The organism is Cellulophaga sp. RHA19 (assembly GCF_002813425.1).
GTDB lineage: Bacteria > Bacteroidota > Bacteroidia > Flavobacteriales > Flavobacteriaceae > Cellulophaga.
The window spans coordinates 1,002,634-1,016,700 of sequence record NZ_PHUL01000001.1; the positions used below are offsets into that span (position 1 = coordinate 1,002,634).

A 14,067-nucleotide genomic window follows, 5' to 3' on the forward strand; every position below is an offset into this window, starting at 1 on the left:
AACAACTAATAAAAGTTTCCAAATATTAAAGAAAATGAAAAAAAACCAACTAACCCTAATTATTGCTTTATTGGCAATTTTTGTAGGCTATTCCCAAGGTTCGCTTAAAGGAAAAGTCTTAGATGAGAGTAATGTTCCATTGGGTGGGGCATCAGTTATTATAAAAGGAACCAAAACAGGTGTAGCTACTGATTTTGATGGTCGTTTTGAGATTAACTCCCTGCAAGAGAACACAGTAATTTTAGTGTCATACATAGGCTATGTAACAAAAGAAGTTACTATTACTAATGAAGCTTTTGTAACAATTCAGCTTTTTCCAGATTCAGAAAAGTTAAATGAAATTGTTGTTACCGCATTGGGAATTACAAAATCTGAAAAAAAGATTGGGTATGCAACACAGAAGATAGAAACAGAGATTATAGATGAAATAAACGCTCCTAATGTTGGTAATTTATTTACAGGTCAGGTAGCAGGCCTTTCTGTTAGTAACCCAACAGGTCTTTTACAAAGTCCATCTTTTTCTTTGCGAGGTAAAACACCTTTAATTGTAATAGATGGTATAGCTGTAGAAACAGATTTCTTTGACGTGTCTGCTAACAACATAGCAGATATAAATGTACTTAAAGGTACTACAGCATCTGCTTTATATGGTTCTAGAGGTAGAAATGGAGCTATTTTAATTACAACAAAAAATGCTAAAGTAGAAGGTCTAGAGGTTTCTGTAAGTCATAATACAATGGTATCTGCAGGTTTCACAGTTTTTCCAGAAACACAAACAGAGTACGGTAATGGTTCTAATGGTAAATATGAGTTTTGGGATGGTAAAGATGGCGGTATTTCTGATGGAGATATGATCTGGGGGCCAAAATTTGAGCCAGGTGTACTTGTATCACAATGGAACAGTCCAATTTATGATAATGTTACTGGTGAAACTACACCTTGGTGGGGAGATGTTGCAGGTACACAATATGATGATAAATCTCGTTATTCTAGAGTTCCAACTCCTTGGGAATACCATAATAACTTAAAAGACTTTATGGAGACAGGAGTTATTTCATCAACAGATTTTTCTATAGCTAGCAAGTCAGATAAAGGTTCTTTTAGGTTGTCTGGTAATTACTCTTCGCAAAAAGATAGGGTGCCAAATTCCGAGTTAAAAACTGGTGGTTTAAGTTTTAAAAGCAGAACTAAGCTAACCAACTCACTTACTTTAGATAGTAAACTATCATATAACAAAGTTTACTCTCCTAATTATCCACGCCATGGTTACGGACCTAAAAACCATATGTACACTATTCTTATTTGGATGGGAGATGATGTAGATGGCCAAGATTTAAAAAATCATTTATACGTACCAGGTCAAGAAGGTTACAGACAAGCAAACTGGAACTATGCCTGGTATAATAATGTGTACTTTGCTGCTAATGAGCTCAACCAAAAGTATGACGCTAACCTTATTAATGCACAACTAAAATTAAACTACAAAATAACAGAAGATTTTAAACTGCAAGCTAGAGGGTCTGCAGTTTTGAAAGATGTTTTTGAAGATAGAGAAAGTCCTAAAACATACTTAAATTATGGTGATGCAAGAGAGGGTGATTATAAAACTTGGAATAATGAAAGGTTAACAGTAGATTATGATATTTTAGCATCATACAACAAAGCTATTAATGATAATATTTCTTTTGATATAAATGCTGGTGCGTCTACTTTTTACAGAAAATATCAACAAGAATATAACTCTACAGATGGTCTAGTAGTTCCTTTTGTGTACAGTTTAAATAATACAAAAGGAAACTTAAACGCCAGTACGTATTTAGAAGAAAAAGCTATAAACAGCGTATATGGTACCCTAGGTTTAGACTTATATAATGCAGTGTTTTTAACCGTTGCTGCAAGGAACGACTGGTCTTCTACTTTACCAAAAGAGAATAGGTCTTATTTCTACCCTTCGGCCTCATTAAGTACCATTGTGTCTAACTACATAACAATGCCAAAAGCTATAGATTATGTTAAGTTTTTTGGATCTTGGGCAAAAGTATCTAACGATTTAAGTCCGTATAACACAGAAGCATATTACTCTAATAATGGTGTTTTTGGTGGTAATGTAAAATTACAATATCCTAATGGGTTGGTTAATGCAGATATTAAACCAGAAAGCTCTACATCTTTTGAGTTAGGTATGTCTACTGCGTTCTTAAAAAACAAACTTAGTTTAGATGTAACTTATTACAATGTAGTAGATACAAACCAGATTATAGATTTACCAATATCTAATACTTCTGGATTTGAAAACAGAAAAGTGAACGGTAATGAGTATACAACTAATGGTTTAGAAGTGGTTTTAAACGCAACACCTATACGTACAGATAACTTTAGATGGGATATTGGTACAAACTGGAGTAAAAAAGTAAAAAAAATCACTGAAATTTATGGTAATAATGATAGGTATAATAATTTAAAATTAAACGAAAGAGCAGATAGTTACTATGCTACGGTTTGGCAAAAATCTGCAGATGGTGACTTAATATTAGGATCAAACGGCTTACCTATTAAAGATAATTTCCAGAGAAACTTAGGGCATTCAGATCCTAGCTGGACATTAGGATTGCAAAACTCTTTTAAGTTTAAAAATTTATCTGTAAATGTTGGTATAGATGGTGTTTGGGGAGGATTAATGAGGTCTTTAACAGTAGAGAAAATGTGGTGGGGTGGTAAACATCCAAATTCAACCGAATTTAGAGATGCAGAATATGCAGCAGGGCAACCTGTTTATGTGCCAAAAGGAGTAAATGTAACAAGCGGAGAGTTGGTTACAGACACAGATGGTACTGTAATTTCTGACACAAGAGAATATCAAAAAAATACAACGGCAGTTAGCTGGCAGACTTGGTCGCAAAATTATCCATATAGAGCAGCTGTATCTTATAAAGAGAATAAAAAGTTTGCCAATATTTTTGATCGTAGCTTCTTTAAACTACGTACACTTTCTTTTAAGTACAATTTTACAGAGTTAGTAAATATAGAAAGTATTAAAAACCTAGATATAACACTTAGTGGTTACAATTTATTTGTATGGAAAAAGGCAGATATTATAGACCCTGATTTTGGTAATGATAATAATTTACAAGATCCCTCTACAAGATATTTAGGGCTTGGTGTTAACGTTAAATTTTAGAAAAGAAACAAAAATGAAAAATATAAAAATTTTATTCGGTGTACTTATTTTGATAGTGGTTTCTGCTTGTCAAGATTTATCAGACATAAATGACAATCCAAATAATGTCAATCAAACTCATCCGCAGTTATTATTAACAAACATAGCGAGTAGTGCTTTTAGTGTTAATGGCACATCTTCTTTATATGCATCTCGTATGTTGGTACAAACAGATGGTGAAAATAACAATCAATATTACAATTGGGATAGAGCCAGTTTTGGCAATTACAATATGTTAGGTGAGGTTACCAAAATGATACAAGAAGGTAAAAGAATAGAAAGTAATGAATACGTAGCTATTGGTAAATTTTTTAGAGCTTATTATTTTTATAATCTAACTTTAACCTTTGGCGATATACCATATAGTGAAGCTTTACAAGGAGAGACAAATGATAGTTTTAGTCCTAAATATGACTCTCAAAAAGAAGTTTTTATTGGTATTTTAAAAGAACTTAAAGAAGCAAACACACTGTTAAAAGAGAATAATGCTATTGTAGCAGGAGATATTATTTATAATGGAGATACGTCTCAGTGGCAAAAACTTATAAATTCGTTTAGGTTAAAAGTGCTTTTAACGTTATCTAACAAAGAGGGAGATTCAGATTTAAATGTAAAAAGTACTTTTTCGTCCATTTACGATAACGAATCTATTATGCAGTCTATAGAAGATAATGGCCAGCTTGTATTTTTAGATCAAGAAGGCAGTAGGTATACAGAGTTTAATTCTAGTGGATATGGATCTGGTATGTATATGTCCTCTACATTTATTAAAAGGTTACAAGATAGAGAAGATCCTAGGTTATTTATTTTTTGTGGAAGAACAAAAAATGCTAAAGAAGCTGGCTTAGGTTTAGATGATTTTAGTGCTTATGAAGGAGGAGATCCTCTAGCTCCGTATGCAGAGGTTAATGATAAAGCTGCTGCTGGTGATGTTTCTAAAGTAAATTTAAGATATACAACAGACCCAACAACAGAGCCACACAATTTGTTAAGTTATTCTGAAGTAGAATTTATTTTAGCAGAAGCAGCAGTTCGTGGTTGGATTTCTACAGATGCCAAAATGCATTATGAAAATGGAATCAAGGCGTCATTTAGTTTTTACAATACTTATGCCAATGGTTATGAGTCCTACGTAGAATCTACAGATGCAGAGACATATATAGCAGGCTCTATGGTTGCTTTTAACACTAGTGCCAGCTTAGCAGAGAAGTTGGATTTTATTTTAACGCAAAAATATTTTACTTCTTTTCTTCAATCAGGGTGGCGTATGTATTTTGATCATTTGAGGACAGGTTATCCTACATTTGTTCAAGCTCCTGGAGTAACGCCACCAACAAGATGGATTTACCCTTTGTCAGAATACAACAACAATTCAGATAATGTCGCAAAAGCAATAGAGTCACAGTTTGGTGCTGGTAATGATAAAATTAGAGAAGCAACGTGGTGGTTAAAATAAGGCATTTATAAGATAACTACAGTAATTAACATTCTAAATAGAACATTTATGAAAATAAGACACAACCTGTTATTTTTAATATACTTTACAGTTATTCTAGGTACAGCCCAAGCGGTTAAACCAGAAATAATAATTAAGCCATACATACAAGATGCTACACCCAATTCTATTATAATTAAATGGGAAACATCTACAGGAGAAGAAAGTATTGTGGAGTATGGTTTAACTCCTAAATTAGGTAAAAAAGCTAAGGGTACAGCTTATGATATTAATTTTAGTGAAAGTAGAATTCATGAAGTTAAGTTAACCAGTTTAAAAAGGTTTACTCCTTATTATTATAGAGTTATAACAGGTAAATTAAAGTCAGATATATATCAATTTAAAACACCTCCTTTTGCAAGCGATAATAAGTCGTTTAATATTGTTGCTATGAGTGACATGCAGTATGATAGTAGCGAACCAGAAAAATTCTCAGAAGTTGTAAATCAAGGGGTTCTAGAGTATATTAAAAAGGAATATAAAGGAGATTTACCAAATAACTTAGCAATGGTTATGATTCCTGGAGACTTAGTAGTTACAGGGTCTAAATATTACCAATGGAAAGAACATTTTTTTAACCCTGCAGAAAAATTATTTGCTGAGGTTCCTTTATATCCTGTACCTGGTAATCACGAAAAGAACTCTATTTTCTATTTTAAATACTTTAGCCTACCAGAAAATGGTTCAGCTGCTTATGCAGAACATTGGTGGTACAAGGATTATGGAAATACTAGAATTCTTGGTTTAGACTCTAATAGTGGTTACCGTGATCTTAGTGAACAATTAAATTGGTTGCAAAAAGTATTAGATGAAACAGCTAAAAATGATGATATAGATTTTGTTTTTGCACAAATGCACCATCCGCATAAATCGGAATTATGGATTCCTGGTGAAGAAGATTTTTCAGGTAAAGTAGTAGCAAAACTAGAAAAATTTTCAACTAAAACCGGGAAACCAAGTGTGCACTTTTTTGGGCATACACATGGCTACTCTAGAGGGCAGTCTAAAGAGCATAAACATTTATGGGTAAACGTTGCATCTGCAGGTGGAGCTATAGATAATTGGGGTGAATTTGAAGGTAGAGATTATGACGAATTTACAGTAACGCAAGATGAGTATGGTTTTGTTATGGTAGAAGTAGATGGTAGTAAAGACGATCCTAAATTTACACTAAAAAGAATAAGTAGAGGAAACACTGTTTATCCACGTAATAATGAGCAAACAGATAGTATTACAGTTTGGAAAAAAGATAGAAGACCTGAATCTCCCAAATCACTAAAAGTAATTGCTATTACAGACGGATTTAAAAATATTATTTTAAAGGCAGGGGATTTTAAAAGCAGTTTTGATAATGCGTTTCATGCAGCATCTCATTGGCAAGTTTCAGAAAAGTATAATTTTGAGAAGCTTTCTTATGATAGCTGGAAACAGTTTGAGAATTGGTATTATAAAGAGAACAGGCAAAAAGATGATGATTTAACAGATGAAAAAATAAAAAGACTAAATCCTAATACCACATATTACTGGCGAGTTCGTTATAGGGATCAGAATTTAAACTGGAGCAATTGGTCTAACGTAGAAAAGTTTAAGACCCTGAAATAATTAAATAAATTATTAATACAACTTTGATATTAAATTAACATTTAACAATCCAAAAACCTTAACATTTGCGTTAGATTAATTGTTCTTTTATTAATCTAATTTAAGTCAGTTAAAGTCGGTGTGTAAGCACCGACTTTTTAATTTATTGGTGTTCCTCTTAATTTTTTAAATTGCTTGTATGCCTTGTTTATAGAAGCCTTACTGGCTTTTGCATACTCTTTATTAGTTATACTGTATTCTTTTTGAAGTTCTTTCAATTTAGTATGCATTAGTTCAATTTCTTCTACATACGTAGTATTATTAATTTGGTTAATCTGCTCTTTAGGGTCTGTTTTTAAGTCGTAAAATTCCCAAGCATCAATATCATCATAAAAATGAATAAGCTTATAGCGCTTTGTTCTAATACCGTAATGTTTTTTCACCATATGAAAAGCAGGATAGTCATAATAGTGGTAATAAATAGCATCTCTAAAGTCACTCTCATTAACAGAACCATCTAACAAACCCTTAAAAGATAATCCCTGCATATTTTTTGATTTATTGGGCACACCAGCAAAGTCTAAAATTGTAGGTGCGTAATCTAAATTTTGTACCATAGCGTTTACTTGTGTGCCTGGTTTTATTGTTTCTGGATACTTTATGAGTAGTGGTGTTCTAAAAGAGTCTTCATACATAAAACGCTTGTCAAACCAACCATTTTCACCCATATAAAAGCCTTGATCAGAAGTATAAATTACAATAGTGTTTTCTTCTAAATTATTCGTTTTTAAATATTCTAAAATTTCACCTACTCCTTCATCTACAGATGCAATAGTAGCCATATAATCTTGTAAATAGCGTTGAGCTTTCCAAATGGCAATTTCTTCATTACTAAAATTGGCATTGTAAAAAGCATTGTTTTTTGGTAAATATGCCTTGTCCCAAGTAGCTCTTTGCTTGGTAGACATGCGTTCAAAATCTGTTTTCCAAGGATTATGAGCCAGTGTAGTTTTGTTTAAGCCGCTAGATAATTTTAGGTCGTGACCCTCATACATATCTTTGTAAATGGTTTGTAATTGAGCTGTGCTTGCTTGCTGATTTTTAAAATCTGGAAAGTAACTGGTTGGCAAAGGAAAACTAACCGAATCATATTTGTTTAAATGGCGTAAAGCTGGCATCCAATTTCTATGAGGAGCTTTATGTTGTACCATTAAAAAGAAGGGCACACTGTCTTTCCTTTTATTTTTAAGCCAGTCTATAGCATCTGCCGTTATTAAGTCTGTAGCATAGCCTTTAACACGTGTAGTGTCTCCGTTTTCTATAAAATCTGGATTGTAATAATTACCTTGGTCTACTAGAATTTTCCAATCGTCAAAACCTTGTGGGTAATCATGTAAATGCCATTTACCCATTAAGGCAGTTTGGTAGCCTTCATTTTTTAAAATTTTAGGTAGCGTTTCTTGGCTTCCATCAAAATGATCTCCGTTTTGCCTAAATCCATTTATATGGCTGTGTTTACCAGTTAATATTACGGCTCTGCTTGGCCCACAAATAGAGTTGGTAACGTAGCTACCATTAAAAATTGCACCTTCTGTAGCTATTTTATCTATGTTTGGCGTTGGTGCCAATTTACTAATAGGGTGGTTGTATGCGCTTATGGCTTGTACTGCATGATCGTCAGACATAATATAAATAATATTAGGCCTTTTGTGTACTTGCTTTTTAGGAGATTCTCTTTGCTTACAACTAATAAACGTTAGTACTAAAACTACAATATAGAACTCCTTTTTAAACATAATTAATTTTTGTGTTTTACCTTAATTGTGCTTTGTATATTTTGTTTTTCTAAAACGCTTTCTGTAATAAATTTAGCAATAAGGTTGGTGTAACTGTAAGGTATGTTAGCCCAATTATGGCTCCCATCTTTATCGCTTATAAGTGTGTGTGCAACATCCAATCTTTCTAATTTTTTTGCAATAGTATAAGAGCCATCTAGCATCATAAAACCAGGTTTATTTTCTTCACATAAATGGTGAGGTGCTGTTGCGTATGGTACCAAATTATCTTTAGCTCCGTGAAAAAGCATTGTTGGTATAGCTGTATTTTTAGTAATGTAATTTGCATTAACTATTGCACCAGCAAAAGAGATAGCTCCCGCGTATTTAACAGTAGCGTAAGGTAATTTTTTAAAGGCGTATTCATTCTTCATAAATACGGTGTTTAAAACAGCTTCTGCCCCAGCGCTACTACCAACAAGTATTATACTTTCTGGATTAAATTTTAACTTATCTTTCTTATCAATTAAAAACTGTGTTGCTTTAATAATATCTCTAGATACAGATACAAATGTTTCTATTTTTTGATTTGCCGGACAATTACAACCAAAACCAAGCGGGTTGCCTTTACGCACCAATCTATAGCTCATAGAGGCCACTGCGTAGCCTCTTTTTGCCATATCTTCACAAAACTTCACCTCTAACGGATTATCGCGTTTTCCCCCACTGAAACCGCCTCCGTGAACTAAAATTAGCAAAGGTTTGTTTGTAACTGTATCTTTTTTAATGCTATAAAAATCTAACTTTAGAGTATCTGCATAGCTATAAGTTTTTACCTTAATGTCTGAAAATACTTTTTGCGTATACCTTGTTTGCGCATAACCAAAAGTAGTTGTAAGTACAATTAATATTAAAAAAGTAGCACGTTGCAAAAAAGTTAAATAATTAGGCATTTGTATTTTCTATTTTAAGGTTAAAGTCGCCTTTAATTGGGCGGTAGAATTTGTGCCTACAAATATCTCAAAACTCCCAGCTTCTGCAACAAAATCTAAAGTACTGTTGTAAAACTTTAAATCGTCTGCAGTAAGTATCAATTTTACAGTTTTAGATTCTCCTTTTTTTAAGAATACTTTTTTAAATCCTTTTAGCTGTCTCATTGGCGGCGTAATGCTACGTACAACATCTCTTAAATACAATTGCACAACTTCTTCACCATCAAAATTACCAGAGTTTTTTACTGTTACAGATACTGTTACGTCTTCTCCTTGTACAATTTCTTTTTTAGATAGGTTGATGTTAGAATATTCAAAGTTGGTATAACTAAGCCCGTAGCCAAACGGTAGTAAAGGTGCGTTTTTAACGTCTAAATAATTGCTTTTAAACTTTTCAAAAGCAGGAGAAGGAGCTGGTCTACCTGTATTTTTTGTACTATGATAGATCGGAATTTGCCCTACGTTTCTTGGCCAAGTAGCTGTTAGTTTACCAGACGGATTATAATCACCAAAAATAACATCAGCAACAGCATTACCTGCTTCTATACCAGGATGCCAAACCTGAAGAATGCTAACAGGAAGATTAAACTCTTCTTCAATAGTTAACGGTCTGCCGCTCATTAAAACCAATACTACCGGCTTACCCGTTTTAACGAGTTCTTGTATTAGTCTTTTTTGACTATTAGGAATAGAAATATCTGTTCTACTTGCTGCTTCACCACTCATTTCTGATGCTTCACCAACTACAGCAACCACAACGTCTGATGTTTTAGCAAGATCTAAAGCTTCTTGTAAAAGTTCGTCAGAAGAATGTTTATCTATGTCTACACGTGTACCAAAAACATTGACTTTTTTAGCTAGTTCGGTATCATTTGTAATATTTGCTCCCTTGGCATATGTTATTTTTGCCTTTGGCGCAACACTTTTAAATCCTTCTAAAACAGGAATAGATAATTGCGGATCTCCTGTAGGAGCCCAAGTACCCAACATATTATTTTTATTGTTAGCTAAAGGTCCAACTAATGCAATTTTAGTTGTTTTTTTAAGCGGTAATATGTTGTTATGGTTTTTAAATAAAACAAAAGAACGCTTGGCTGCCTCTCTAGCTACAGCTCTACTATCTTTAGTTAGGATTTCCTTTTTAGGTCTCTTGGCATCAATATATTTATACGGATCATCAAAAAGGCCAAGTTTGTATTTTGCTTCTAAAATTCTGCGACAAGCGTTTGTAATTTCTTCTTCAGTAACACGTCCTTCATCTAAAGATTTTTTAAGTGTAGTTAAAAAACCTTCGCCAACCATATCCATATCTAAACCAGCTTTTAAAGATAAAGCAGATACATCTTGTAAATCTCCAAGACCGTGTGCAATCATTTCATTTACAGAGGTGTAATCTGACACTACAAAGCCTTTAAAACCCCATTTTTTACGTAATAAGTCTGTAAGTAACCATTTGTTACCACTTGCAGGTATACCATCTACATCATTAAAAGAAGTCATAATACTTGCAGCACCGGCATCTATACCTGCTTTGTAAGGAGGTAAATATTGATTAAACATTTTTGTTCTGCTCATATCTACAGAATTATAGTCTCTACCAGCTTCTGCAGCACCGTAAAGTGCAAAGTGCTTAATTGTAGCTATCATAGTATTTTTAGCCGTTAAATCTGTTCCTTGGTAGCCGTGTACCATAGCTTTTGCAATGGCAGAGCCTAGGTAAGGATCTTCACCGGCTCCTTCTGCAATTCTTCCCCATCGTGGATCACGAGCCACATCTACCATAGGAGAAAAGTTCCAGTTTATACCATCTGCAGTAGCTTCTTGTGCTGCAATTTGAGCCATTTTTTTAATCAAATCCATATCCCAACTAGATGCAGTACCAAGTGGAATAGGAAATGTGGTTTTGTAACCATGTATTACATCAGAACCAAAGAATAAAGGAATTTTTAATCTGGTTTCTTTTACAGCAAAGTCTTGCGCTATTTTTAATTTTTCTGGACCAGAAATACCAAACATACCACCAACCTCAGCAGCTTTAATTTTTTCTTCTACATTGCTACTTACAACAGATCCTGTAGCAATACCACCACCTGGTGTTACTAAGTTTAATTGTCCAATTTTTTCCTCTATTGTCATTTTAGCAAGCAAGTCTTCTATAAAAGGAACTTTAGTTTGCCCTATAGCTAAAAAGCTGCTACAAAAAGTGACTACTAATAGTAGGTTTATTTTTTTCATATGCTGTAGTTTTATTTTCCCGATACGGGTATTTTTTTATCTTTTAGATTGATGTTTTTTATTCTGTATAGCTATATTCTAACTTGTCTAAACCGTTTTTAACATCAGTATTTTGCATAAACAGTTTCCATAGTAAACCAGTTCTGTGGTTTTCTATCATAACTATAATTGGTCCTTGGTCTATAGCTAAATATTGTTCTGCAACCCAATAATTATATTCAGGACTAAAGGCATCGTAGAAGCCAGCCGGACCCATTAACTTGTCTTTGTTTTTATAAAAATAGTGTAGTGCCTGCATAGACTCCGTTGGTGTATACGGCATAGAACTAATTGCTGCTGTTGGTGATATTACACCAGTGTCGTTAGACGGACTATGAGCATTATACCCAATTGTGCCATCTGCATTTCTAGTATAACTAGCTGTTAATCCCCAGCAATCTTTTCCGTAATCTGTAAATTGCTTTGGGTTTTCTATACTATAACTGTAATTTATTTTAGCGTGATTTGTGTTTACGTTCCAGTAATTTAAATACTCATCTGATAACCCCTTAGGGTTTAAACCTAAGTACGAGTAATGTGCCCAAAATAATGGTCCGCCATAAGTTTGATTGCCTGCGTGTTTAGCCAACAAAGGAAACCCATATTTTGTGTTAGATGAAGTGATGCTACCATTAGATGCCCAACCGTTTGTATACACCTCTTTAGAAATTGTATAATTGGGTGATGCAGCAGCTAAAACATAAGTAATTAGTACTTCATTATATCCTTTTAACTCTAAATTAATAGTAAAATCGTTGTTAGGAGACCAGTGCCAATACAGCGTATTTTCTCCTTTTGTATACCAATTCCACTCAACACCTTTCCATAACTCATCTGCTTTGGCAGCTATAGCTTTTTCTGTATCTGTACCGTTTTTTAAATACTCTTTTAAACAAATTAAGCCTTGAGCTAAAAAAGCGGTTTCTACCAAATCTCCACCGTTGTCTAAATTGCTAAATGGCATAACCTTAGCCGTTTCTCCATTAATCCAATGTGGCCAAGCACCGTGAAAACGATCTGCTTTTTCTAAAAAATCTAAAATTTTAGCAAACCTATCTACGCCTTCCTCTTTGGTAATAAAACCCCTTTCTATACCTACAATAAGTGCCATAATACCAAAACCTGTACCACCTGTTGTAACTGTATATTCACTATTACTTGGGTCGTTAGGATGGTAGCGTTCTCTTGCTGCGCCAGAATTTACCTCAGCAAAATTCCAAAAATATTTAAAGGTTTCAGCCTGCGTAATATTTAGCAGCTCCTCGTCTGTTATTGTAGGCGTAGAAACAGGATCGTCATCCGTAGGAAATTCAATTGGAGTATACTCGTAATCATCCCCACTTTTACAAGAGATAATTACAAGTATAAGTAATGTTGTAAAAAGACTATTTTTAATTGTCATTTTTGTGTTTTGTAGAGAAACTAAGTTTTTCTAATCCTTTATGCAAGTCTTTGTTTTTCATAAATAAATCCCATAGTAAACCTGTTCTGTAGTTTTCTATCATTACAGGAATAGGACCTTGGTCTATAGCTAAATAGCGAGGTAAAGACCAATCACTTTCTAAACTAAAAGCATCATAAGGACCATATTTACCAATAAGAGAATCTTGTTCTGTGTACATATAGCGTAAAAATTGTAAACTCTCTTCTGGTGTATAGGCTATAGAAGATAATGCTGCAGTAGGTGATATTACACCTAGATCGTTATCTGGTCTGTGGCCAGCGTAGCCTTTTACAGAATAACTAGATGTTAACCCCCATAAATTTTTGCCATAACCTTTATATTTATTTGGATTTTCTACTGCGTGTCTGTAGTGTATTTTAGCGTGATTTACATTTAATTTCCAATAGTCTGCGTAGGCATCTGTTAACCCTTTAGGGTTTAAACCTAAGTAAGAGTAATGTGCCCAAAATAAAGGACCAACAGGTGATGCATCATGCTCATAATGGTTTAACTCAGTTTCTAAACCATAATAAACAGTGTCTTTAGCTATTTCACCTTTTAACGCCCAACCCTCGTCATAAACTTCTTTAGATACTGGGTGAGTTGGTGATGCAGCTGCAAGTATGTACATTATTAATGCTTCATTGTAACCACCCACAGGGAAATTCATTTTCCACGTTACATTAGGAGACCAGTGCCAGTATAAGGTATTTTCTCCTTTTGTGTACCAATCCCATTCTACTTCTTCCCAAAGTTTCTGAATTTTAGCAACTAGTTTTTGTTCACGTTCTCCGCCGTTTGCATAGTATTCTTTTACAGTTAATAAACCCTGAATTAAAAAGGCAGTTTCTACTAAATCTCCACCATCATCATACGTACTAAAAGGAGCAACTTTACCACTTGGTAGTAACCAGTGTGGCCAAGCACCATGAAAACGATCTGCTTTTTCTAAGAAATCTACAGATTTTTCAAATCTAGATAAAGCTTCTTCTTTGGTAATATAACCACGCTCTGCACCAACAACTATTGCCATTAGTCCAAATCCAGAACCACCAATAGTTATAATGTCTTTATCGTGTGTTGGGTAAATGCTATCTAAATGTATACGTTCTCTAGCCAAACCAGAAACAGGCTCTGCACCATCCCAGAAATAGTTAAATGTTTGTTTTTGTACAGTGTCCATTAAGGCTTCATCTGTCCAAACTTGTTTTTGTACTTTTTTTGGCTTGTTGTTGCATCCTGTTAATAAGGATGCAACGGCCAATACTACTAAAATTAATCTCATAAAT

Annotated in this window: 8 protein-coding genes; 3 read left to right on the forward strand and 5 right to left on the reverse strand. The window is 33.9% G+C overall.

What is annotated here, in order from left to right; genetic code table 11:
• The first annotated feature begins 34 nt into the window (after positions 1-34).
• The 3 genes from AX016_RS04380 to AX016_RS04390 are packed head-to-tail and all read left to right on the forward strand — an operon-like array spanning position 35 to position 6,314.
• On the forward strand, positions 35-3,178 hold the full coding sequence (locus AX016_RS04380; protein ID WP_100894455.1) for a SusC/RagA family TonB-linked outer membrane protein: 3,144 nt from the start codon (positions 35-37) through the stop codon (positions 3,176-3,178).
• 13 nt (positions 3,179-3,191) lie between these two features.
• Positions 3,192-4,673: a SusD/RagB family nutrient-binding outer membrane lipoprotein gene (locus AX016_RS04385; protein ID WP_100896799.1), complete on the forward strand. Its 1,482-nt coding sequence runs from the start codon at positions 3,192-3,194 to the stop codon at positions 4,671-4,673.
• Between the two features lie 48 nt (positions 4,674-4,721).
• Entirely contained in the window at positions 4,722-6,314 is a 1,593-nt protein-coding gene (locus AX016_RS04390) for a fibronectin type III domain-containing protein (protein ID WP_100894456.1), read from the forward strand.
• A 137-nt stretch (positions 6,315-6,451) separates the two neighbouring features.
• Here the strand turns inward: AX016_RS04390 and AX016_RS04395 are convergent, their stop codons facing one another.
• From AX016_RS04395 to AX016_RS04415, 5 genes are read right to left on the reverse strand one after another with little or no spacing between them, the layout of a single operon-like run.
• Positions 6,452-8,089 (reverse strand): sulfatase family protein, encoded by a 1,638-nt coding sequence (locus AX016_RS04395; RefSeq protein WP_100894457.1) that lies wholly within the window; start codon positions 8,087-8,089, stop codon positions 6,452-6,454.
• Between the two features lie 2 nt (positions 8,090-8,091).
• On the reverse strand, positions 8,092-9,021 hold the full coding sequence (locus tag AX016_RS04400; RefSeq protein WP_100894458.1) for a carboxylesterase family protein: 930 nt from the start codon (positions 9,019-9,021) through the stop codon (positions 8,092-8,094).
• Positions 9,022-9,030: 9 nt separating this feature from the next.
• Positions 9,031-11,295: a beta-glucosidase BglX gene (gene bglX / locus AX016_RS04405; RefSeq protein ID WP_100894459.1), complete on the reverse strand. Its 2,265-nt coding sequence runs from the start codon at positions 11,293-11,295 to the stop codon at positions 9,031-9,033.
• Between the two features lie 58 nt (positions 11,296-11,353).
• The gene (locus AX016_RS04410; RefSeq protein WP_100894460.1) at positions 11,354-12,736 is read right to left on the reverse strand and encodes a glucoamylase family protein; all 1,383 of its coding nucleotides are present in this window, start codon (positions 12,734-12,736) and stop codon (positions 11,354-11,356) included.
• Positions 12,726-14,063, reverse strand: a complete 1,338-nt coding sequence (locus tag AX016_RS04415; protein ID WP_100894461.1) for a glucoamylase family protein — start codon at positions 14,061-14,063, stop codon at positions 12,726-12,728. Before AX016_RS04415 ends, AX016_RS04410 begins: the two co-directional genes overlap by 11 nt.
• Between the last annotated feature and the right edge of the window lie 4 nt (positions 14,064-14,067).